Origin of the sequence: Lactococcus petauri, from assembly GCF_023499275.1 — a bacterium.
GTDB classification, from domain to species: Bacteria; Bacillota; Bacilli; order Lactobacillales; family Streptococcaceae; genus Lactococcus; species Lactococcus petauri.
On sequence record NZ_CP094882.1, the window covers coordinates 1,032,273 to 1,055,153 of the forward strand.

At 37.5% G+C, this 22,881-nt stretch carries 19 protein-coding genes and 1 riboswitch; all 19 genes read left to right on the plus strand.

The genetic code is table 11. The features are described from left to right. Positions 1-12 precede the first annotated feature (12 nt). The 19 genes from rbsU (at position 13) to lgb_RS05190 (ending at position 22,828) form a co-directional block, all read left to right on the plus strand. A complete protein-coding gene (rbsU, locus tag lgb_RS05100; RefSeq protein WP_019292290.1) occupies positions 13-900 on the plus strand; it encodes a ribose/proton symporter RbsU in 888 nt (295 codons plus the stop codon). A 179-nt stretch (positions 901-1,079) separates the two neighbouring features. Then, a complete protein-coding gene (gene rsgA, locus lgb_RS05105) occupies positions 1,080-2,165 on the plus strand; it encodes a ribosome small subunit-dependent GTPase A (protein ID WP_019293915.1) in 1,086 nt (361 codons plus the stop codon). Between the two features lie 144 nt (positions 2,166-2,309). Continuing rightward, positions 2,310-2,413: riboswitch (TPP riboswitch) on the plus strand. Positions 2,414-2,481: 68 nt separating this feature from the next. Then, on the plus strand, positions 2,482-3,243 hold the full coding sequence (gene thiM / locus lgb_RS05110; RefSeq protein ID WP_019293916.1) for a hydroxyethylthiazole kinase: 762 nt from the start codon (positions 2,482-2,484) through the stop codon (positions 3,241-3,243). Next, positions 3,240-4,040: a bifunctional hydroxymethylpyrimidine kinase/phosphomethylpyrimidine kinase gene (thiD, locus tag lgb_RS05115; RefSeq protein WP_019293917.1), complete on the plus strand. Its 801-nt coding sequence runs from the start codon at positions 3,240-3,242 to the stop codon at positions 4,038-4,040. Before thiM ends, thiD begins: the two co-directional genes overlap by 4 nt. Beyond that, complete coding sequence (gene thiE / locus lgb_RS05120) at positions 4,033-4,671, plus strand: thiamine phosphate synthase (RefSeq protein ID WP_019293918.1); 639 nt, start codon at positions 4,033-4,035, stop codon at positions 4,669-4,671. The genes thiD and thiE overlap by 8 nt, the downstream gene beginning before the upstream one ends. 137 nt (positions 4,672-4,808) lie before the next feature. Continuing rightward, positions 4,809-5,150, plus strand: coding sequence for a YxeA family protein (locus lgb_RS05125; RefSeq protein WP_019292288.1), 342 nt, complete (start codon positions 4,809-4,811; stop codon positions 5,148-5,150). A 140-nt stretch (positions 5,151-5,290) separates the two neighbouring features. Beyond that, the gene (locus lgb_RS05130) at positions 5,291-7,012 is read left to right on the plus strand and encodes a SpaH/EbpB family LPXTG-anchored major pilin (protein ID WP_019293919.1); all 1,722 of its coding nucleotides are present in this window, start codon (positions 5,291-5,293) and stop codon (positions 7,010-7,012) included. Positions 7,013-7,042: 30 nt separating this feature from the next. Beyond that, entirely contained in the window at positions 7,043-8,287 is a 1,245-nt protein-coding gene (locus tag lgb_RS05135) for a class C sortase (RefSeq protein WP_019293920.1), read from the plus strand. 18 nt (positions 8,288-8,305) lie between these two features. Beyond that, positions 8,306-8,983 (plus strand): LPXTG cell wall anchor domain-containing protein, encoded by a 678-nt coding sequence (locus lgb_RS05140; RefSeq protein WP_019293921.1) that lies wholly within the window; start codon positions 8,306-8,308, stop codon positions 8,981-8,983. A 34-nt stretch (positions 8,984-9,017) separates the two neighbouring features. Next, complete coding sequence (locus tag lgb_RS05145) at positions 9,018-11,948, plus strand: beta strand repeat-containing protein (RefSeq protein ID WP_019293922.1); 2,931 nt, start codon at positions 9,018-9,020, stop codon at positions 11,946-11,948. A 109-nt stretch (positions 11,949-12,057) separates the two neighbouring features. Then, on the plus strand, positions 12,058-12,882 hold the full coding sequence (proB, locus tag lgb_RS05150) for a glutamate 5-kinase (RefSeq protein WP_019293923.1): 825 nt from the start codon (positions 12,058-12,060) through the stop codon (positions 12,880-12,882). Next, the gene (locus lgb_RS05155) at positions 12,879-14,135 is read left to right on the plus strand and encodes a glutamate-5-semialdehyde dehydrogenase (RefSeq protein ID WP_019293924.1); all 1,257 of its coding nucleotides are present in this window, start codon (positions 12,879-12,881) and stop codon (positions 14,133-14,135) included. The genes proB and lgb_RS05155 overlap by 4 nt, the downstream gene beginning before the upstream one ends. Before the next feature lie 161 nt (positions 14,136-14,296). Continuing rightward, positions 14,297-15,238, plus strand: a complete 942-nt coding sequence (locus tag lgb_RS05160) for an alpha/beta hydrolase (RefSeq protein WP_019293925.1) — start codon at positions 14,297-14,299, stop codon at positions 15,236-15,238. A gap of 52 nt (positions 15,239-15,290) precedes the next feature. Continuing rightward, positions 15,291-15,425, plus strand: a complete 135-nt coding sequence (locus lgb_RS05165; RefSeq protein WP_080567254.1) for a teichoic acid D-Ala incorporation-associated protein DltX — start codon at positions 15,291-15,293, stop codon at positions 15,423-15,425. 12 nt (positions 15,426-15,437) lie between these two features. Further along, on the plus strand, positions 15,438-16,940 hold the full coding sequence (gene dltA / locus lgb_RS05170) for a D-alanine--poly(phosphoribitol) ligase subunit DltA (protein WP_019293926.1): 1,503 nt from the start codon (positions 15,438-15,440) through the stop codon (positions 16,938-16,940). Continuing rightward, entirely contained in the window at positions 16,940-18,154 is a 1,215-nt protein-coding gene (dltB, locus tag lgb_RS05175) for a D-alanyl-lipoteichoic acid biosynthesis protein DltB (RefSeq protein ID WP_019293927.1), read from the plus strand. Before dltA ends, dltB begins: the two co-directional genes overlap by 1 nt. 27 nt (positions 18,155-18,181) lie before the next feature. Further along, positions 18,182-18,424 (plus strand): D-alanine--poly(phosphoribitol) ligase subunit DltC, encoded by a 243-nt coding sequence (gene dltC / locus lgb_RS05180; RefSeq protein WP_004257293.1) that lies wholly within the window; start codon positions 18,182-18,184, stop codon positions 18,422-18,424. Next, positions 18,411-19,700, plus strand: a complete 1,290-nt coding sequence (gene dltD, locus lgb_RS05185; RefSeq protein ID WP_019293928.1) for a D-alanyl-lipoteichoic acid biosynthesis protein DltD — start codon at positions 18,411-18,413, stop codon at positions 19,698-19,700. Before dltC ends, dltD begins: the two co-directional genes overlap by 14 nt. A 353-nt stretch (positions 19,701-20,053) precedes the next feature. Further along, the gene (locus lgb_RS05190) at positions 20,054-22,828 is read left to right on the plus strand and encodes a Spy0128 family protein (RefSeq protein ID WP_019293929.1); all 2,775 of its coding nucleotides are present in this window, start codon (positions 20,054-20,056) and stop codon (positions 22,826-22,828) included. Positions 22,829-22,881: the final 53 nt, after the last annotated feature.

Genomic DNA, 22,881 nt, shown 5'->3' on the forward strand with positions numbered 1-22,881 from the left:
AAAAACAAAAACATGAATACAACAGCACTATTAATTGGCCTTGGCCCGCTTCTTGGTTGGGGGCTTTACCCAACAATCGTTTCAAAAATTGGTGGGAAACCCGTCAACCAAATCCTTGGTTCAACTTTAGGTACTCTAATTTTTGCCCTAGTTTTTTCCATGTCACAAGGCATTCATTTAGCTTCAGGGATGGATTTATTTCTCGGTATTTTATCTGGAATCGGTTGGGCTGCAGGGCAAATCGTAACTTTTTACTGTTTTAGTTTGATTGGTTCTTCTAAAGTAATGCCAATTACGACAGCTTTCCAACTCTTAGCTGCATCACTTTGGGGTGTTGTTGCTTTGGGAAACTGGCCTGGTGTTAGTGCTAAAATTTTGGGAGCTTTCTCTCTTATACTTATTATTTTTGGTGCGAGCTTGACTGTTTGGTCTGAAGAAAAAACGCCTGCAAGTACGGGGCTTTTGAGAAAAGTAGTTATTTTCTTAGCGCTTGGTGCGATTGGGTATTGGGCCTACTCTGCTGCACCTCAAGCTAGTAACTTGTCAGGTCAAGAAGCCTTTCTCCCACAAGCCATTGGTATGCTCTTGACTGCTCTTATTTACAGTATTGTCATCTCTTTCAAAGAAAAGTCAAAAATGGCAATCTTTGAAAGCGTATCATACAAACATATCATCTCCGGTTTCTTCTTTGCATTTGCGGCCTTAACTTATCTCATCTCTGCTCAACCTGATATGAATGGTTTGGCGACTGGATTTATTCTTTCTCAAACATCTGTTGTTTTAGCAACTTTGACAGGAATCTGGTTCTTAAATCAAAGAAAAACAAAAAAAGAAATGCTCCTAACAATTATTGGTCTGGTCTTAATCATTATTGCAGCCTCAATAACTGTTACTATCTAAAGAGAAATACAGCTTTAAAGGCTGTATTTTTTTATATTAAGATATGCTATACTTGAAGTAAAAGAAAGGAGCAATTATGCACGTAAATAAGGAAATTGTAAGACATGGGGAGGCACTTGCTCACGTCTGAACCATGTTGTCTCCCAATAAGTTACTAAAACTTTTTGGAGGAACAAAACTTGAACACAAACTATAGATTAAATACATTAGGCTTCACAGAAAAATTTAAAAAAGAAGCTATGAATTATCCAGATTTTTATCCCGGACGAGTGATTGAGCAGAATCGCAATCAATACATCGTCGCAACTCAATCAGGTGAAGTCAAAGCAGAAGTATCGGGGAAATATCGTTTTGAAGCATTAGAATCACTTGACTTTCCAGTAGTCGGCGATTTCGTTCTCTTAGATCGAGAAACAGATTCTACTGGACGGGCACAAATTCAGCGCTGTTTGCCACGCCACTCAGCTCTTATTCGTAAAGCAGCTGGAGAGACGCATGAACGCCAACTTATGGCGACTAATATAGATAAAGTCTTGATTTGTATGTCGCTTAATGAAGACTTTAATCTACGACGAGCAGAGCGTTATCTTACCCTAGTATGGGAATCAGGTGCTCTTCCTGTATTTGTATTAACTAAAACAGATGTAGCACAGAATATGGAACAAAAACAAGCAGCTCTCCAAGTGATTAGTTTAGGTGTTGATATTATTCTGACATCCTCACAAACTGAAAATGGATATTTTCCTTTACAATCCTACATCACGGCCGGAGAAACCTATGTTTTGATTGGTTCATCTGGTGTGGGTAAATCAACATTGGTTAACGCATTATTGGGACAAAAAGCGTTAAAAACAAATAATCTACGCAGTGATGGAAAAGGAAAGCACACCACAACACAACGTAGGCTATTTAAATTACCTTCAGGAGCTATGATTATTGATACGCCGGGGATACGTGAAGTTGGCTTAGATCGGGCAAATTTTAGTGAAAGCTTCTCAGATATTGAAGCTTTAGAATCGCAATGCAAGTTTTCTGATTGTAAGCATGGCAATGAACCCGCATGTGCTATTCAAGGCGCTCTTGCACAAGGTGAACTTTCATTTGAACGTTTTTCAAACTACCAAAAGCTACTAAAAGAAACAGCTTATGCAGGTCTAAATAACAGAGAAATTGAAAGAAAAAAACTCGACACAATGTTTAAAGAAGTTGGCGGCATGAAAAATGTTCGTAAAGCACTAAAACAAAAAAATAAACGTTACTACTAGAAGACAAAGCACTGATCTTTACTCATCAGTGCTTTTTATGATAGAACCAATAAAAATTTGAGCGCTTGCTTTATCTTTATGACACAGTATGTTATACTAAAATTAATTTCTATATGAAATATAATCCTATAGAAAAAATAAATATCATAACACAATGGGTACCGATAAAATGATCATTTTATCAGTTGAGAAAAACCATCAAACCTGCTCGGGTTAAGACCTGCGAAGGGATGTGTCATTACTACTTTTAGTTTATCTAACTTGATGTGGTATGTTTTTTGCTTTCCCCTCCTTGTGTTTACAAAGGAGTTTTTTTATGTCAACTTTAACAGAAATTCGTCATCAAAAGCCTTTAATCTTAAGTCTTACGAATAGTGTTACCATCCAAAGAGTTGCTGATCTTGTAAGTTTTCTAGGTGCTTCACCTTTAATGTCGTCCGAAAAGGATGAAATTAAAGATCTCCTTACACTTGCAAGTGTACTTGTTTTAAATACAGGTACTTTGAGCCAAGAAGATGTACCACTTTTCATTGTAGCGGGACGTTTAGCAAACGAAAAAGGAATCCCGGTTGTTTTAGATCCAGTAGCCGTACACGTTCCTTATAGGGCCAAAATCATGAAACAACTCTTATCTGAAATTCACTTCGATATTATCCGAGGGAATGCTTCGGAAATTGCTTGGTTTGCTGAAGAGGAAGAAAAGAGTAAAGGTATCGACTCACTTGCTACGACTATCAGCAGTAATAATGCAAAAAGTGCAGCAAAAAAAACAAATGCTGTTATTGTTCAGACGGGACAAACAGATGTCATCACAGATGGAAATCATCTGCATTATGTGAAGACAAGCAGCAAACTTTTTGAAATAAATGTTGGATGTGGTGATATGTTAACTGCGGCGATCGCTACTTTTTCAGCCACAAATTCTCACCTACTTGAAGCTTCATATGAAGCTACTAAATTTTTTAGTGAATCTGGAATCCAGGCAGAACGACAAGTCAAAGGGCTTCCTGGAGATTTCATCACTGCCTTATTAAATAATATCTATTGCAGTTCAAAGAAAGCGGGGCTAAGAAAATGATTGAGGTACCACAAGTTGTCACAATTGCAGGTATTGATTCAAGTGGAGGAGCAGGAATTAATGCGGATCTTAAAACTTTTCACAGTCAAAAAGTTTATTCGGCTACGATTGTTGTAGGTCTGACTGCTCAAAATACACTTGGGGTGCAAGAGATTTCAAGTGTAGCGCCTCATTTTATATTATCGCAATTTGACTCAGTGTTTTCTGACTTAGATATTTCTGCTGCAAAAACAGGGGCACTTTTCGATGTAGCTCAAGTTAAAGCTGTTATCACAGGAATTAAACGCTATCAACCCCAACATTTGGTAGTTGATCCGGTGATGGTTGCGAAAGGAGGTACCGTTCTTCTTTCAGATGAAGCTATCAGGTGCATAAAAAAAGACCTTTTTCCCTTAGCAGAACTCATTACGCCGAATCTGCAAGAAGCAGAAGTACTTCTGGATTACCCGATTTCTAATGAGGAAGAGATACGACAAGCGCTTTATGATCTGCAAAGTTTGGGGGCGAAAAATGTTCTGATTAAAGGAGGGCATTCAGCGCGAGAAACTGTGACAGATTTATTATTGACAGAATCTGGTGAAATTATGTGTTATTCTGCTTCAAGAATTCATACAAATCGAACACATGGTACAGGGGATACACTTTCCTCATATATTACAGCTCATCTTGCACGGGGAGAAGAACTGCTTGATATTTTACCTCATGCAAAATCCTTTATCACAAACGCAATAAAAGAAAGTATTAATGTTGGTCACGGACACGGTCCTCTTAATCATTGGGTAAGATGTGATGAATAAAGAATATTTAAAGTGTTATTTTATTGCAGGTCCACAAAATTTTGCTGAATTATCCATAGAAAAAGCAGTCGAAAAAATTATTGTGATTCTACAGTCAGGAGTATCTTCCTATCAATTTCGCGATAAAGGAACAATTTATAGGAATCAAAATCAAAGAATGACCACTGTATTGAAGCTCCAAGAAGCAGCAAAGGACTTACATATCCCTTTTATTGTCAATGATGATTTAGAACTGGCTTGCATGATCCAAGCAGATGGGGTTCATCTTGGACAACAAGATAGAGCAATTGCAGAAGCCAGAGAAAAGCTAGGCCCGAAAAAATATATTGGGCTATCGGTTAGAAATAAACAAGAACTCTTAGCAGCACAAAAAAGTGACGCAGATTATCTTGGCATTGGCCCCATTTATCCTACAAGCAGTAAATCAGATGCTGCCGAGCCATTTGGAGAAAAACAACTGAGAGAGTTGCTTCTTGTAAATCAAAAATCAATCGTTGGAATTGGTGGCATTACTCTTGATTCGCTAAATAAACTGAGCCAAATGCCTTTGGATGGAGTAGCAGTTATTTCACTTTTAACAAGAGCAACAAATCCACAAAATATCGTAAGAAAAATACACGCACTATTTTAGACAAAAAATAGTATTTATCATTAAAAAGTCTCCTTTTATTACTTATAATAAACACAAAAACATGAATGTTCAAATTGCTCTTAAAAATGTATTTATGTTTTAGTATACTATAAATAAATAAGACTATTGGAGAAAATATGAAAAGATTTATTGGGTTAACTGTTGTATCAATTATTTTTTGTGGAGGATATTTTGCTTTAAAACATATTTTAAACACGACTGACTATTACGCGAAAGTTACTTTGGAAAACAAGACGAGTTCTGTGACCAGAAGCACTTCTGATTCAGAAAGTGAATACGTCTATTTCTTCAAATCCTCTAATAGTAAAGGGGAAATCAAAGATCTACGTTTACGTGCAGATTCATTACGTGAAGGTGTATACATCATGGCTCACGTAAATTACGATAAGATTGTACGTTGGAATATTGTAGAAGAAAGAAGTGTTCCGCCAAAAGCGCTAGAGAAGATAAAGTTATAAAACAAAAATAATGCCTACTGCATTATTTTTTTATTTTGTTTAATATTAATAAATGTTTAAGCAATTAATTCGCTTTTGTTCTGACAATTCTGTACAATTAAAATATAAAGCGCTATCACACCAAAAGATTGGAGAAGGATATGAAAATTAATACAAGGAAAAGAAAGTTCACCTTAGCTTCTGTGGTGTTACTTGCTGCAGTTTCAAACATGATTGTTTCTCAATCAGCTGTGGAGGCCGTAACGACCACCATTAAAAATCAGGTCTCTAATGGTGAGGTTGTTATTTATGCACAACAGGCTGGACCTTCAAGTGCTGCCGCTACGGGAAATGCTATCGGGAATAATGACGGTACACAACAAGCTGCAGGTGAATCTTCAACATCTACGGCGACAAATAACTTAACAATGTCGAACGTTCAGTTTTCTGCAACTAAAATTACACCGACTGGTGCTGCTTCTGCAATGGTTAACAGTACAGGTGATGTTGTATCTTCAGCCTTTACAGCCGATGTTTCAACAAGAAAAATTCAGAAAACCGATACAAATGGTATGACGGACTTTACGGGACTTACTGATGGTTATTGGCTTTTTCATCAAATGACTTTGGTTGGTGGTGTCCAGACCGTTAAGGATTTTATTGTGACGGTTAATACTTCCGATACAACCAATAAAGGTCCACTGAATGTCTATCCGAAGCAGGATATGACGAAATATAAAAACTTATTTGATATTGCTGCTACAAACGCTGATGATAACTACAACGGAAAAACGCCTAATGAACTTGTATCACCCAATGCAGATACGACAACTTTAATTGATACAAATGAGAGTGACGCTGCGAATACAACGACAGCAGCAGCTGGAAACAAGGTCGGTTGGAACGTCAATACAAGCTTTGATAAATCACAATGGGTCAATACTTCTGATACAGTGACTTCGCCTGATATCGCAGATAATGTTAAAGCAAAATTTACGATTGAAGATACGATTCCAGCAGGATTCACAATCGGTATTCCAACGCTTAAGGCGGGTACAACAGCTTTAACACCTGAAGTAGATTATACAATGACCATTACGAATCAAGTGGTTTCAGTTTCTTTAACAAATGATGGCATGAAAAAAGTAGCTGGTCTACTAGATGCAGCAACAGGTAGAATAAATATGAACCTCTACATTCCTACGACAGTATCAGGTAGTGTTACAGCGGGGTCATATAAAGATAATGCCAAAACAACAATCATCAATGCTTACGGTGTCGATCTCAGTTCAACACCTAAAAATTCTACTGTAAATATTGGTGGTGTCCAACTGACGAAAACGGATGGGACTTCAGCAATTACTTCATCTCCAGCTACATTTGTGCTGGTAAGAGCAAAAGATGCAGCCGCGGCTGAGTCCTTGGTTAAAAAACATGCCTCAAGCTTTAATGGCTCTTCTTCAGATCTTTCCAGTTTACCGACAGCCTACTCATCAACAGACAAAGCATCTTTCGTGACACAAGCTGACGGAACAATTGCTGTCAAAACAACAGGAGCTTCAGGAGTCGCTACTTTTTCTGGTCTTAACCTTGTTGACACCAACACAGACACAGAAAACACAAGCAACTATTTTGCGGTCGAAGTGATTGCTCCTGATGGTTTCCAATTACCAACAGCAACGACAGCTGCCAATGTAACAAAGGTCAATGCTTCAACAACACCTGCTGCGCATAATAATGATATTGTGAATAATAAACCATTCCCACTTCCATTTACAGGTGGAGCAGGAATTGTCGCCGTGGTATTAGTAGCAGGAGCAGCGGGTTTTGCAGCAATGGTTATTCGTAAAAAGAAACAAGAAGTAGAGGTAGATTCAAAATAGTAAAATATGGATACCATGCAGGAGGAGCACATGCGTGATAAAAGTTCAGATAGAAAAAGCGAACGCCGATTTTCACTGCGCAATATTATTTCCACTGTTCTGTTGATTCTTGCTTTGGGTCTTTTATTTTATCCTATCTTTGTGAACTATATGGTCGCGCAACAAAATAAAACGACAATCCAAAAATATACCAATAGCGTTGAAACAATAGATCCAGCCCAAGCAAAACATCTCAAAGATGAAGCAACTATTTATAATCAGTATATTTACGCCAAAAGTCAATACCAAAGCTGGAATAAAGCAGTACCAGATTATAAGCAGCAGTTGGTGACTAACAATGATAAAGTTATTGCTTATCTCTCCATTCCACAAATTAAGGTTACGAACATCCCTGTTTATAGTGGCGATAGTGAAGAAACATTAGCAGCAGGTGTAGGTCATATCCCACAGACAAGTTTACCCATTGGTGGGGAAAATACACATGCTGTATTATCAGCACATTCTGGGCATATTAATAATACCTTATTTTCTGATTTGGAAGACTTGAAAATGAAGGATGTTTTCTACATTCATGTCTTAGATCAAACATTAAAATACGAGATTTTTGAGCGAAAAATTGTAAATCCTGAAGATACGGATGCTATTAATGTCATTCCGGGAAAGGATTTGGTCACACTGGTTACATGCTGGCCAACAGGTATTAACAATAAACGCCTACTTGTTACAGGAAGAAGAGTTACTACAAATACATTGAATCCACAAGAGCACATTCAACGTAATAAATATGGCTACAATTTCTGGGTGATGCTTCTTGCAAGTCTGTTAGCGCTGTGTGCATTGGGGCTTGTTTTACGCAATGTCTTGGGTGCTAAAAACTATAATATGCGAATCGATAGAGCACAGTTCGATGCGATTCAAAAAGGCAAACAAGAAATTATTATTGCGCCACTTCCTCCGGGAAGTAGAAAGTACCGCTTAAAAGATAAAATTACACTCATTGCGGCAGAGGCTCTTGAGTCTGATAAACGTCAATATTTTGCAAAAGTAGATGACCAACAGTGGGAGAGTGTTAATAAGAGTAAGAAAGCTGAAAAACAAAAGATAAAAATTACTCAAATTATAAATGCAGATGAATTTAATAAAACAGATGAACACTTAGAAAACACAACATATCTTGAGTTTAAAAAGACAGCGGAGCACCTGTTACAAGAGCGGTTAAATACAAAACAGCTTCCTGAAAACTGTATTTTAATTAAGGTGATGGTAAAAGAATAAATTCTAGAGAGGATCCACATGAAAAAAAGACGACTATTGGCTCTTATATTCTTTTTTTCAATTATTTTATTGAGATGGAATAATGCGCCAATTCAAGCAGCGGAAAGACATTCTCAAAATATAATCATTGTAAAATATGGACTCACATCGGCGTCTCATGGATTTTCTACTGATCAAAGCTTTAATACCGGCTTAAAAATTAACAATATCATTATTGATAATGAAGGTAAGGAACTTCAACCCATAGCTGATATAAGCTATACAGTACAGCAAATTACGGAGAAGGATGATTTAGCAGTAATGGACTCCTCAAGCTACACAAAAGTGGGCAATCCGATAAAACTCGTGACAAATAACGAAGGTATCGCAAATACACGTTTAGGTGACGGCAAATACATCCTAACTGAGCAAGCCAATAGTGCTGCAGGGCTTATTAATCCGCAAGCACCTGTTTTGCTTGATTTCCCAACAGCAGATAGCCTAGAAGAGATTTATATATATCCCAAATCTAGTCTTATTAAGACTGAAAAGCAACCTACACAAAATTTTCCCAAGCCAAAACAAATTCAGTACAGACATGATTTACCACATACGGGTGAAAAAATCTCATGGTTTATCGCACTTGGTGGGGCATTTCTTTTGATTATTGTTGCTTTTGTTCTTAATCGTAAAGAAAAAAGTACACAAACGAAGTGAATTTAGGGGAAGGAGGTGAATTTATTTGAAGAAAATGAGCAAAAGTGATTGTGGTGACTTAAGTTTGGGCTACAAATATTATAAGGAAATAAGAAGAAAGGATAATAGAAGGAAAAGCAAAGCATTACACAAATATTTTAAACTGGTTTTATATGCTCTCACCTTCTTTATACTTAGTCCATTGTCACCTGTTGTGAATTGGATGCCTTCTTTGGGGACTCTTTCTGCTGAGGCTTCCATTTCTCAACAAACGGATGGTACTGGTATAACTTGGAATCTTATCACAGCAGGTAATGATATCAATACGTTAGCTACCACAGCACTTCCCGGTTCTACACTTTATATAAAAGCAGCAAACGATTTGACCTTAGGCGTTACTGCAGTATTGCCTTTAAACTTAACTTTAGTTTTTGATATGGGCGGCCATGCTCTATACAATACAGGAGCTGCCGTTATTACACCTTCTGTAGGGAACACCATAACTTTTCAAAATGAACGTATCGTATCAACAGGGACGACTAATAGCACTACTGTACCAAGTCCCTTAGGAGTAGGTACGGTAACAGGAGTATACAACTACTATTATGGTCTCTTTAGTGCAACAAATATCTCGGGAGTAAGTATAACTTACAAAAATGTTGTCCAAGATTTAGGGACTATAACAACTTGGGGAGCTGGTGGACAACCTTTTTATAATATTGGAAGTTCTGTTAATTTCTCTGGAACCAATTACTTTAACTATAATTCGGGGCAGGAATTCATGGAAGGTACAGGGATTAATGTCCTTGATGGAACTACAACAATTAAACACAGCTCCGGTGGAAATGCCCCATTGTGGGCTCAATCCGCGGCTTCAATAAATGTTGCGGCAGGAGCGACTTTAGATTTTACGGGAAGTTCAACTGGACGTGGTTTTATTTATCTTGATAATACACCCACTTTTACGATAAATAATAATGGCACTCTAAAGCTCAACATGGCTGGCCCAAGTAGTAATAATTTTTATAGCAATACCGGCATGTCATCGATTACAATGAATTATGGTGTTAATTCTAGTACAACGATAACTGCACCCGGATTCTTTGATTATAATGCTACTGGTGGCGCTTTTAAAACAACGATTGGGCAGGGGGCGAGTTTTGACTATAGTACAGGGAATACTTCAAATGCTTTCTTAGGAACATTGGCTGCTACTGACAGTTTTACGCTAAATTCTGCGAAACATGTTCGGCTTAATACAAGTAAAACATCTGGAAGTAGCATCCTAGGAACGGACGCAAGTGCAATGCCATTTGTGCTAAATGCAAGTTCACCTTCAGCTTACGCCATTAACGGTTACAATAGTACCGGAGCTGCTAGTCTGCTGGCAAGTCCTACAAGTGGTGCATTTGGAGTAACTGGAACCTTTCATAGTAATTTAGCAGACTTAAACAAGCTTACTGGTCAAAAAATTCCTACAGCAACAGAAATTACCAGCTATCAAAATTCCGCACAGCTTGAATTTAACCTAGTATCTCCTGCGCAAGCCAATTTTAGTTATGTATGGGCGGCGAATGTTCCTGGACAAAACGGGATAGCTGGTACTTTACTTGGGCAACTTCCGGCTCGTGTATCAGAGCAAGGAACCGTTGGAGGAGCTCTAACAGCGCCAACATTATCTGCAGCACCCAAAGGCTATTATATCTCGGGTTATAAGGCACCCAACGGCACAATCTACAGCACACTGGCTGCAGCTTTAGCAGCGGTTAATAATGTATTTGGTACGACTTCGAACACAACGACACCTGATGTTTACATGCCTTCCACAAATGATTTTCAAGTCATTTTGAGTGCAGAGGAGCAAACATTTTATATTAATTATGGCTATGCGTTTACAAATTTTGGAAATGTACCACCTTTCCCACCCAATGCTTATAGCCAAAAAGGCTTGACTGGCGCACCACTCGCAATAAGTGGATTAGGAGCTGCCCCGACAGGATATCATTATTCTGCTGTGATGAATAACAAGGGGTCATCTTGGATTGATCAGACAAATCCGGAAACGGGAGCAGCTAATACACCTACACCTTATTATGTATCGATTAGTTTGGCACTCACAGCAGCGATAACTCAGCAAAATGGGGGAATGTATTTCGGAACCTCATCTTTAAGTGCAGCACCAATAATTAATAATCAAGGGGCATTTGATAACAATGTAATGGCTATGCTTACAGCAAATGCGGAAATTGCAAACTATACTTATGGTTGGGCCAATATTACACCAGGTTATAATGGAAATGCCGGACAGATTTATGGGAATCTTCCAAGTCAAGCAACTTCTAATGGTGGCTTCGGTGACACCATTGCGCGAGACACATCGGGCATAAATTCTCCGGGAAACAATTACCAGACCTTTGTAGCTCCTCCAAATGATAAGGCTCTTAGTGGCTATTCTGTGGCTGTACGTGCACCAAATGGAATAACATACACATCGGATTCCAATGCTGTTGCGAGCTCTACAGTAATTAAAACAACTACGCCATTAACAACTGCGACTCAAGCCAATACTTTTAAAGAAGGAGCAGCAGCAAATAATTTCGTGATTACTTATACACCTATTGCAAATAAGATAAGTTGGCACTACACATACGATCCAAGTATATCTAATCCACCGGCTGCCCCTGCTGACATTGTCCAAACAGGTGTGTTAACAGGCGCGCCACTTACAGATCCAAAAGCGACAGCGCCAAATGGATACTTTATTGAAGGGTATCAGTATCCTGGAGATACCAAGATTTATCCCACAATTGCGGAGCTACAGACTGCGCATTTCTCTGGCACTAGTGACATAACGATTAATGTCCTTTTAGCTAAAAATTTTGTCTTACCTTATACAGGAGGCTCAGGACAGTTTGGGATAATCTTAGCATCAGCTACACTTGCCTTTCTTGCTTTAGCTTTTTACATCTTTAAAAGGAAAGATTAAAGTATTTCTTTTAACCACAGGATCTCGATCGTGTGGTTTTTTCTAATTTTTTGCAATAATTGAGGTATATAAGTGTATTTGTGCTCAGATATTGGTATAATTAAGCATTATGACAAGAAAAAATATACTAAAAGCACAACGAATCGTAGTAAAAATTGGTACAAGCTCGTTGATTTTACCGAATGGGAAGATAAATTTATCAAATATAGATGAACTGGCTTTTGTGTTATCCGATATAAATAATAAGGGGTATGAAGTTATCTTAGTAACTTCAGGAGCTATCGGAGCAGGATTAAACGTTCTTGGGATGAATGAACGTCCAAAAGATATTGCACAGCAACAAGCCTTAGCAAGTATTGGTCAAGTAGAGTTGATGAGTCTTTACACGCAAATGTTTCGTCGTTATTCTCAAAAAGTGTCACAGCTTTTATTAACACGGGATGTTACCGATTTTCCACTGAGCTCAAATAATGCTGAAAATGCCTTGAATGCGCTGCTCTCTCTGGGAATCATCCCTATTATCAATGAAAATGATGCTATAGCTGTCGATGAAATGGATCACCAAACAAAATTTGGCGACAATGACAAGCTGGGAGCGATTGTTTCAAAACTTGTGGATGCTGACTTACTCATTATGCTTTCTGATATTGATGGACTTTATAATAAAAACCCCAATATTTATGATGATGCTAAAATATTTAAAGAAATCCATGATATAACGGATGAATTACGACAAATGGCGGGAGGAGCCGGAAGTCGTTTTGGTACAGGCGGAATGACCTCTAAGCTTGCCGCTGCAGAAATTTTATTTGAGAACAAGCAGGAGATGGTTCTGACCAATGGTGAACGCATCCGTGAAATAAAGGATATTATTGCTGGACAGGAAATCGGGACTTATTTTCACCAAAAAATTGAGAAAGAAGAAGCAAGATGATTGAAGATTTAGGAGTAAAAGTCAAAGCGGCAAGTAAAGAAGCAGCAAAACTATCTGCTGCAACAAAAAACAACTTTCTGCTTTTCCTAGCAGATACTCTCATTCAAAACACAAGCCGGATTATTTTTGAGAACGAGAGGGACTTACTTAAAGCAAAAGAATATGGCATTTCGGATATTATGGTAGATCGTTTACGATTGACGCCAGAAAGAATTTCGGATATGGCACTTGGGTTACGTCAAGTGGCGGACTTACCTGATCCTATCGGCCAAGTTTTACAAGGATTCACAAATCTTGATGGGCTAAAAATTGTCCAAAAACGTGTGCCACTCGGTACGGTTGGGATGATTTTTGAGAGCCGCCCAAATGTGACAATTGATGCCTTTTCACTTTGTTTTAAAACAGGAAATAGTGTTCTCTTACGCGGTGGTTCAGACGCCATACATTCTAATACAGTCTTAGTTGAAATTATTAAAGAAAGCTTACGTAAGCAAGGAATTAACTCAAGTATCGTAGAGCTTCTCACGGATACCAGTCATGCAGAAGCAGAAAAGATGATGCAGGCTGATCAATTTTTAGACGTACTTATTCCTCGAGGTTCTGCTCGATTGATTAACCGTGTAAAAGAAAAAGCAACAGTTCCTGTTATTGAAACGGGAGTTGGAAACTGTACCATTTATGTTGATGAAACTGCTGATTTAGACATGGCTACAAAAATAGTCGTCAATGCTAAAACACAGCGCCCAAGTGTTTGTAATGCTGCTGAAAGTCTCGTAGTACATGAACAAATCGCTGCTGAATTTTTACCTAAATTGCAGGAAGCTTTGAAAAAAGCACATGAGGTTGAGTTTAGAGCAGATGAACGTTCCTTGAAAATTCTCCAAGCTTGTGCGGAAAGCTTAGCAATTGCCGTTCAAGAAGAAGATTTTGGTGCAGAGTACTTAGACTATATTATGTCAGTTAAAACGGTTGACAATTTAGATGAAGCAATTGAACATATTAATCAATATTCGAGTCGCCATTCAGAAAGTATCGTAACTAAAGATTACTTTAATGCTCAAAAATTTCAAGAGGAGATTGATGCAGCAGCAGTCTATGTAAATGCATCGACACGATTTACAGACGGCTTTGTCTTCGGACTTGGTGCTGAAATTGGGATATCTACTCAAAAACTCCATGCACGCGGGCCAATGGGACTAGAAGCTTTGACTTCAAGTAAATATCTAATTGACGGAAATGGTCAAATCCGCTAATATTTTTAAATAAAGAACGGTCTTCTAGGGCCGTTCTTTTATTACAAAAAAGTAAGGAATCAGTTAAGCAAAAAAAGATAAAATAGAAAGAAAAATGAGTATAAGAGTTTGATATTTCTTAGCTCGAGAGATTGAAGCTTGCTTAAATATAAGGAGTACATATGAAAAAAAGAGCGCAGAAGAGAAAGAAAGGAATCGATATGTTAGGTGTGACATTTTTTGTTTTTATTGCTGCGGTAATTGGAGTTTTATGTGTTGCTTTATATTATCAACAGACCAAGGCAAGCCCTGGCGAGCCAAGTACGCGCGTGATTAAAAAAACGGAAGAGCAACTAAAGTCAGAGCTTACCATTTACCCAACATTGTATGTTACTGGCTCAAGTGGCAGTCCTAAAAACAACATCAGTCATTTAGTTCAAGCAGTAACCAATAAAAATAATGCCGCAAAACCAGGCCTCACTGTAATTGCAGAAACAGGAAACAAATATAAATTAAGAATTACTGGAAAAATTGATGCTAGTAATAAATATCCAGCTATTGCTGTTGGGACAGATCATGGAACAAATAATCACGAAATCTATCAGTATGCGATAAAAGCTACAATAGAATATCTAGCGGCACACTATAATGTCCCTTGGTATAATATTTTAGGCTATTCTTCGGGAGCAGGTGGAGCTATGCGGTTTTTGATCAATTACTCGCAAGATAAAAATTTACCTCCCGCTAAAAAGTTTGTTGCCTTAGATGGTGAATTTAATCGCAAAGAAAAATTAAGAACCAACGAGACCATGGAAAGCCTGTATCAAAATGGTCCCGAAAACAAAAGCGCTGATTATAACTATTTTGAGAAAAATTATTCAAAAATGGATAAGGGCATCCATGTCTATCTCATGGCTTTAGATACGCCTGTCGGATCTGACTTTGATGGCGTTCTCCCGTGGTCGGATCTCTTTTCTGTTTATAACCTCTTTGAAAAAAATGGCAATATAACGGAAAAATTCACCTATACAAATAGCCCAGGAGAACGCTATTCTCATGGTTCGATTTGTAAAATGCCTGCAGCACAAGACTATATCGAGAAGGTTTTCTACCATTCAACTTAACTTACCAAAATGTAAGTTTACAGACAATTTAATTATAGTACAATCATATATTATGAATAGAAAATATAAAAAATTATTCATCTTTTTGGGAAAGACACTGTTTTACTTCGTAGTTATTTTAATTCTACTTTATCTTTATTCTTATAGTAAAACAGGAGGCGCACACTTTATCTACAACGAATTTTAGAAAGGAGATGTCATGAACATTTTTCACGAAATTTTATCCGGAGCAACAAAATATCCGGAGCGTTTAGCGATAGTCGAACACGACCAAGATTATACTTATCGTCAATTGCTTGATGCAGCATCACAGGTAGCTCAAAAAATATCTGCAATGCCCATCTCCCAACGTCCAATTATTGTATTTGGTAAAAACGGATTTTTATCATTAGCTACACTACTCGGTGTTTCGCTTACAGGGAGGGCCTATATTCCTGTAGATGCCCATACACCTTTTGAGAGAACGCAGCTGATTAAACAAGCCGCAAACCCCTCTTTAGTCATACATACAGTGGAACTTGAAGAGAAGTTTTCCCAACTTTTTACATCAAGAATATCTTATACTGAATACCAAGAAAATATCGATTTCGATTTTTCACAGATTGACAGTCGTCAAGCTGTGAACGGAGAGGATATTAACTACATTATCTATACTTCGGGCACAACGGGACTTCCAAAAGGTGTCGCAGTAACACATAATAACTTACTTAGCTTCACTAAATGGATGAATAAGGATTTTTCTATAATCGAAAATAATCACTTTCTGTCTCAAGCACTATATAGCTTTGATCTATCAATTTTCAGTTTATATCCTAGCTTGACAACAGGTGGGACCTTGATTTCACTTAGTCAAGAGGATACAACGAATTTCAAAAAACTTTTTGAACGACTTAATTCAAGTACAATCAATACCTGGGTTTCTACTCCATCCTTTATCGAAATATGCCTGCTTGATCCATCATTTGTTGAAGAAAATCATCCAGATTTACAGCAATTTATTTTTTGTGGCGAGGAATTAACGCACAAAACAGCATCAAAGTTGCTCGAAAAGTTCCCACATGCAAAAGTTTGGAACACTTATGGACCAACCGAAGCTACAGGTGCTATTACAAGTATTCAAGTTGATAAAACAATCCTTCATGACTATAAGCGCTTGCCTATTGGCACTGCAAAGCCAGGAGTTGAAATTCAAATCATTGATGATGAAATTATTATTATTGGGGATTCTGTAGCACAGGGATATTTTGAAAATTCGGAGAAGACAGCAGAAGTCTTCTTTGAGTATGAAGGCAAGAAGGCGTATCATACAGGAGATTCAGGCTATTTTGATGAAAATTCGGTCCTTAACTATAATGGTCGTATCGACTTTCAAATAAAATTCAATGGTTTTAGGATTGAGTTGCAGGATATCGAAGCTCATTTATATGAAATTGCTGAGATTGAAAAAGCATTAGTGGTGCCTCAAGAAAATGCCGCACATAAAGTAACAGGATTAATAGCAGTCATCCATTCTTCTCTAAGTTTTGAAACTAAGGCTGAAGAACGCGCATTTAATAAAAAAATCAAGGCACAACTTTCAAATACGATTATGGATTATATGATGCCGACTAAATTCATTTATCTTGATGATTTCCCACTTACTCCCAATGGAAAAATTGACCGAAAGGCCTTAACCAAACAAGTCCTTGGAGGTAAGAACTAGTGGAACCATATGCAACACCTTTTTATTTTGTGATTTTAGGGTTAGCACTGCTTCCACTTGTCATGGCACACGCCTACGGAAAAAAATGGATGGGCTATCAAGTCATCTTGACCATTGCCTTTCTCTGGATCAGTTTCGGCGGTAAAGTCAGTCTTTGGTCCCTTCTGGGTTTTGGGATTTTTGAAACAACTTTAATCAAGCTTTACGAGCACTATCGAAAACTCCAAAACAAAACCTGGGTGTTCGTTTTAGCAGTGATTGCATCGTTACTACCTTTAATAATCGTTAAGGTGACACCCTTATTGGACCCGATGCACCCACAATCTATCCTTGGTTTTTTAGGAATATCTTATGTGACCTTTAAAACTGTAAGTGTAATTCTTGAGTTACGCGATGGCCTGATTAAAGAAGTTCCCTTAAAGGAATATCTCTATTTTCTTTATTTCTTTCCCACCATTTCGTCAGGGCCAATTGATCGTTTCCGACGTTTCCAAAAAGAGCTAGAAGCGCCACTGACAGATAAGTATTCAGAGTATTTAGGAAAAGGAATTTTCTATATTTTCCAAGGATTCCTATATAATTTCATCATTTCTTATCTGATCTCACATTATTTTCTGCATGATTTAGCGATAAAAGCAACATTGCATCCCAATTTGTGGAATATGATGGGGAGCATGTACGCTTACGGTTTTTATCTCTTTTTCAACTTTGCAGGTTATTCTCTTTTTGCGATGGGCGTTTCTTTGATTATGGGATATAAAATTCCTATTAACTTCAATAAACCCTTTCTCGCCAAAAATATTAACGACTTTTGGCAACGCTGGCATATCTCTTTATCATTCTGGTTCAGAGACTTTGTTTTTATGCGTTTAGTAAAGTGGATTATGGTTAAAAAGTGGTCCAAAAATATGGTGACCATCTCAAACGTGGGTTACTTAGTAAACATGTTTATTATGGGATGCTGGCATGGTTTAACGTGGTACTATATCTTATATGGTGTTTATCATGCCTGCCTGATGATCAGTTATGATGCTTGGAAGCGAATGAAGAAGAAGCACAAATGGAATATTCCTGATAATATGTGGACACGTGGAGCTGCAATATTTATCACTTTTAATGCCGTTATGGTCAGTTTCCTTATCTTTTCAGGAATCCCTAATTATGCTATAATGCATGCAATCAATGGACTTGGTAGTCCTTTACCTAATTTTTAGACAATAATAGAAGAAAGAAGAATAAATATGAAAAATGAAGTATTAAATATCATTGAAGAAGTTGCTGGCACAGATGAGTTTCGTGAAGATTTAGATATGGATCTTTTTGAAGAAGGCATTCTTGACTCTATGAGAGCCATTATGCTTATTGTTGAGCTTGAAAATGCCTTTAGTTTAAGTTTACCACCTTCTGAAATGGATCGTGACGACTGGAATACAGCAAATAAAATTGCCGATCGTATCAAGGAAAAGATGGATGAAGAAAGATAAGGTACTTCAAGAACTCGCACCTTTGGTTGCGGCCCTTACTTTGCTAGCGATACTCATCTTTTCTCCTCTCACTGTTTTCCCTAAGTTTAATAAGCATGAACTTGATGAGTTTGCGACTGATCCTAAGAATCGGACAGGCTTTGTAAGCTATGCGATTAAATCACAAGCATTCTCTAATCTGCATTATCTGCCAATTTTAGGCTCTTCTGAGCTGGAACATATTGATCCTTTTCATCCAAGTAGTTTCTTTATGAAAAATAATAAAGGTTTTACGCCTTTTCTAGCAGGTCAACCCGGAACCCAATCCTTAACACACTTTTTCTATCTAAATTCTGTTGAAAAGCAATTGCATAACCGTAAGATTGTTTTTATCATCAGTCCACAATGGTTTACACGTAAAGGTATTGGTACACCTGAGTTAAGTCAATTTGTTTCTAAAGGTGAAATATATGCGTGGTTACAATCTGCCTCACCAAAAGATGTCGCGACACAAAAACTCGCTCAACGCCTCTTGAATTTTAAAGATTTTCCTGAGGATATTGTTGTTACTCATGCACTAAAAGCTCTAGCAAATGGTAAAAAAATCGACAGTATAAACCAGATTTCAATTAAACTTGCAAATCAGTTCTGGACGAAACAAGATTCTCTTTTTACGGGCTTATCAAAGCTCAGCGGTAGGCAAGAAAATTCATACGAAAAGATAGAGCGAATCAGTAAACAATTACCAAACACAAAAGATTTCGAAAAACTGGATCAAGCAGCATACGAACGAGGAGCTGCAAATTCAGCAAATAATGAATTTCAAATTGTTGACCATGTGTGGTCAAGAAATCTTCAAAAGGTCTTTAAAGAACGTAAAGGTGTGATGAAGGAAGTGAGTTACCTGAGAAGTCCGGAATATCTTGATTTTCAACAGCTTTTAAATCAATTTGCAAAAAATAATAATGATGTCCAGTTCGTTATTCCACCTGTAAATGGAGCATGGTACCAGTATACAGGGCTCTCTTATGACATGTTACAGGAGTTTAGCGCAAAAATTAAATATCAACTTAACAGCCAAGGTTTCCATCACATTTATGACATGACAAATAAATTCAACGAAAAGTACTATATTGGGGACACTATCCACTTGAATAATCGTGGTTGGGTGGCTTTAGATAAAAAAATCGAAGAATTTATGAAACATCCGACTAAAACAGAATATAAGATCGACAATGCTCAATTTCTTAGCACAGAATGGGCCAATGGAGATAAGGAAGTTTCTCTTAATAGATAAAAAATAAATTAAAAAACGACAATATTCAATTGTCGTTTTTTGTTTGTCCGATTTCTTGGACATGTTCTCATTATTTATGGCAGAAAATGCTTAATTTACTCTATTTTATTCTATGGAGTTAAAAATCGTCTACTCAATCTAATATTAAAAACATTTGGACTTATCCCTCTATCTTTGTATTATTAAATTAGGAGAAAGAGAAAAAATTTAAAGTAATTATCATTTTACTTTAATGTTTAATCTTTTTTAAACTAAATAAAAAGGAGGGAAACGAAATGTTGCAAACAAAGTGACATCTATTTTTGATTTTTTCTAAAAAAGTTCATTAATTCAAAATAAAAAGGAGTAGAAACATGAAAACTTTAAGACAAGTATTGAAAGGGCTTGTGTTGGCGATAGTACTTTCGGTATTAATTATCTCCGGGATGCGATTAAAAAATACCTTGAGTCGAGTAAGTGCGGATAGAGTTGATAAGAAAACAGATCAAAAAGTGGCACCCATACGAGATAATAATAACAACACAGCTCAAATTTTAGAAAAAGAGGCATGGTGGACAGATCAAGAAGCTTATGAAGCTAACTTACTTTTAAAAGTGAACGGTTCAAGTCTCTCTGGGCCGATGGATGTCGTTTTTGTTTTAGACCGCTCAGGTAGCATGGACATGACTTATACCGATAATGCTAATGCGACAGGTTATGAAGGATATCCTTTATTCTCCAGCTCTTGCTTAAACCAGGAACATTTCTACCTTGAACCACTTCATGAAGGACAGGAACCCGAAGCAAGCGCAGATAAATCAAAAGTTTATGAGAATAGTGATAACACCCTCACAGTTTATAACGCGGATGTTGATAAATGGGAAGTGATTGGGACTACACCGGTTCATCTTTTTGAGCAATTTACTCAAAGTACAGCCAAGTATATTCCTTACCATTTCAAGAAGGAAGGTGAAAAATTTGTACGTATCAGTCATTGGGATGCTGCAGCTAAAGTAGCTGGAAAAACACAACCTGGTGTTTGGGTACATGGCGATGAAGATGAAGGTTGCTATGACCGATGGATGCTATCAAAAGAAGCTATTTCGGAAGTGACCGATAAGTTACTCCAAGAACATCCTGAAAACAGAGTGGCTCTGGCACCATTTTCAATTCGAGATTCATCGATGGTTACCCATTTAAATTATAATTCACAACGAATGAAAAATTTTAGAGATAATCTTGTTTTAAAAAATAATGAACATGGCTACTTTGGCCCAAGTACGGGAACCACCATTGAAGCAGATGGCTCAATCGGTGGCAACTATAATTCTACTGTAGGTTGGAAGGATAATATTGCTGAAAATAGAGCAGCTATTGATGATATGCTTCCTCGTCTGTTTACAACGCCACAAACAGACTATCAATACGGATTGAGTATGGCATATAACCTCCTTCAATCACGCAGTGATGAAGCTAAGGCAACAAAAGGTGCGATGGTCGTTTTCTTATCAGATGGTGTTCCACAAAGTACTGCAACAATGCGAGCTGGCTGGTCAGGTGGCGGTCCCATTGTATCTTTTGGGCAAACAGATGGTAGAATTCTAGCAATGTCCGCAGCTATTACAAGTGATGAACCTGTAGAAGTAGAAGGTGCACCAACAGGGACATATCAACGTCACGATATCGACCAAAATTATCTAAAACTCATTGAGGGAACAACCTATGAAGTTGCTGGAATGGGTGCAGAAATGCTGACAGTAGATTATATGGCTAACAGTGCTATCTTAAAAACAATGGCAAACGACCCACAAAATTATTTTGAGGTTCCAGCTGATAATGTTGGTGCAGGAAAAACGTACTTGACTGATTTGCTGCTTAATTCTACGCTCTTCCCAGGTGGGCGTGATTCTGTTCTTAGAGATAAAGTGAGTCAATATTATTATGTCCCAGAAAACGCCACTCTGCCTCAAGGTGTCACGATTGAAGGAAACTATGAGGACAAAGGTGAAGAACAGACGATTGTCTGGGAGTTAGGCGATCTTTATGATTATAGTCCTGATGGCTACCCATCTGTAAATATTCCGCTGGTATTAAAAGAAGAATATCGTCAGGTTTCACAGGATACTTACTACCCAACAAATGCAGATACAAGCGATAAAGCCATGGATATTTTGGATCCTGAACGAGGAATTGACGATGAAGATACAGGCGCAAAGCTCTATTATACAGACCCTCATAATCAAAAACGTTACGATACTATTGGCACACCAAAGCTTGCTGTTAAGCCGGATACAGTAAAAAGTACTCGTTACCAAATCCAAGCTGAAAAACTATTGAGCGGACGTTCTCTTTTAGCGGGAGAGTTTGCTTTCGAGTTGCTAGACAGTGCAGGAAAAGTTATTCAAACCGTACACAATGATGCTTCAGGTAAAATAGAATTTTCACCAATCACTTACACAAGCACGGGAGATTATGATTATACAGTGAGAGAGAAAGGTGGTTTGGATAAGACCATTGACTATGATGCAGTCAATCATAAAGTTACTGTTAGCATCAAGGAAGAAGCAGGGAACCTTGTTGCTACAGCTACAGGAGATGCAGCGATACAGTTTAAAAACAGTTATCAACCACTTGGTACAGAAATTCATTTGCAAGCAACCAAAGAACTTGTCGGAAAGAAACTGATAGATCAGGAATTCACGTTTGAATTAGTCAATGCTTCAAATCAAGTTATTCAAACGGCCAAAAATGATGCTTTAGGACAGATTCGATTTGATAAGCTAGCTTATACAAAAACAGGAAGCTACGATTACACGATTCGTGAAAAGGCTGGAGTAGATCCTCAAATTACCTACGATACTAAATCCTATAAGATTCATGTTGAAGTAGTAGACCAAAAAGGAAAACTTGTTGCATCTATAAGTTACAAACAAAAACCACAGTTTAAAAATATCTATCTTGAAGAAAAAAAATCATCTTCTAAAGATGATGGAAACAAGAACTTGATTGAAAAGGTGGAACCACAGAAAAAAGTCTTACCAAAAGCAGGAGAGTTTAACAAGACAGCTGCTATTGTCACTGGGCTTGGATTAATTTTAATGGTATTGGCAATCTTCTGGGCAAGAAAATTTAGAAAGAATAGAAAATAGAAATCTGTAAAAAGACTAGTATTAACTAGTCTTTTTAATATGTTACAATTAGA

Bases quoted from the DNA above. Each gene is read 5' to 3' on its own strand.
- rbsU (WP_019292290.1), top strand. From the start codon at position 13: ATGAATACAACAGCACTATTAATTGGCCTTGGCCCGCTTCTTGGTTGG.
- thiM (WP_019293916.1), top strand. From the start codon at position 2,482: ATGTCAACTTTAACAGAAATTCGTCATCAAAAGCCTTTAATCTTAAGT.
- thiD (WP_019293917.1), top strand. From the start codon at position 3,240: ATGATTGAGGTACCACAAGTTGTCACAATTGCAGGTATTGATTCAAGT.
- thiE (WP_019293918.1), top strand. From the start codon at position 4,033: ATGAATAAAGAATATTTAAAGTGTTATTTTATTGCAGGTCCACAAAAT.
- lgb_RS05125 (WP_019292288.1), top strand. From the start codon at position 4,809: ATGAAAAGATTTATTGGGTTAACTGTTGTATCAATTATTTTTTGTGGA.
- lgb_RS05130 (WP_019293919.1), top strand. From the start codon at position 5,291: ATGAAAATTAATACAAGGAAAAGAAAGTTCACCTTAGCTTCTGTGGTG.
- lgb_RS05135 (WP_019293920.1), top strand. From the start codon at position 7,043: ATGCGTGATAAAAGTTCAGATAGAAAAAGCGAACGCCGATTTTCACTG.
- lgb_RS05140 (WP_019293921.1), top strand. From the start codon at position 8,306: ATGAAAAAAAGACGACTATTGGCTCTTATATTCTTTTTTTCAATTATT.
- lgb_RS05145 (WP_019293922.1), top strand. From the start codon at position 9,018: ATGAGCAAAAGTGATTGTGGTGACTTAAGTTTGGGCTACAAATATTAT.
- proB (WP_019293923.1), top strand. From the start codon at position 12,058: ATGACAAGAAAAAATATACTAAAAGCACAACGAATCGTAGTAAAAATT.
- lgb_RS05155 (WP_019293924.1), top strand. From the start codon at position 12,879: ATGATTGAAGATTTAGGAGTAAAAGTCAAAGCGGCAAGTAAAGAAGCA.
- lgb_RS05160 (WP_019293925.1), top strand. From the start codon at position 14,297: ATGAAAAAAAGAGCGCAGAAGAGAAAGAAAGGAATCGATATGTTAGGT.
- lgb_RS05165 (WP_080567254.1), top strand. From the start codon at position 15,291: ATGAATAGAAAATATAAAAAATTATTCATCTTTTTGGGAAAGACACTG.
- dltA (WP_019293926.1), top strand. From the start codon at position 15,438: ATGAACATTTTTCACGAAATTTTATCCGGAGCAACAAAATATCCGGAG.
- dltC (WP_004257293.1), top strand. From the start codon at position 18,182: ATGAAAAATGAAGTATTAAATATCATTGAAGAAGTTGCTGGCACAGAT.
- dltD (WP_019293928.1), top strand. From the start codon at position 18,411: ATGAAGAAAGATAAGGTACTTCAAGAACTCGCACCTTTGGTTGCGGCC.
- lgb_RS05190 (WP_019293929.1), top strand. From the start codon at position 20,054: ATGAAAACTTTAAGACAAGTATTGAAAGGGCTTGTGTTGGCGATAGTA.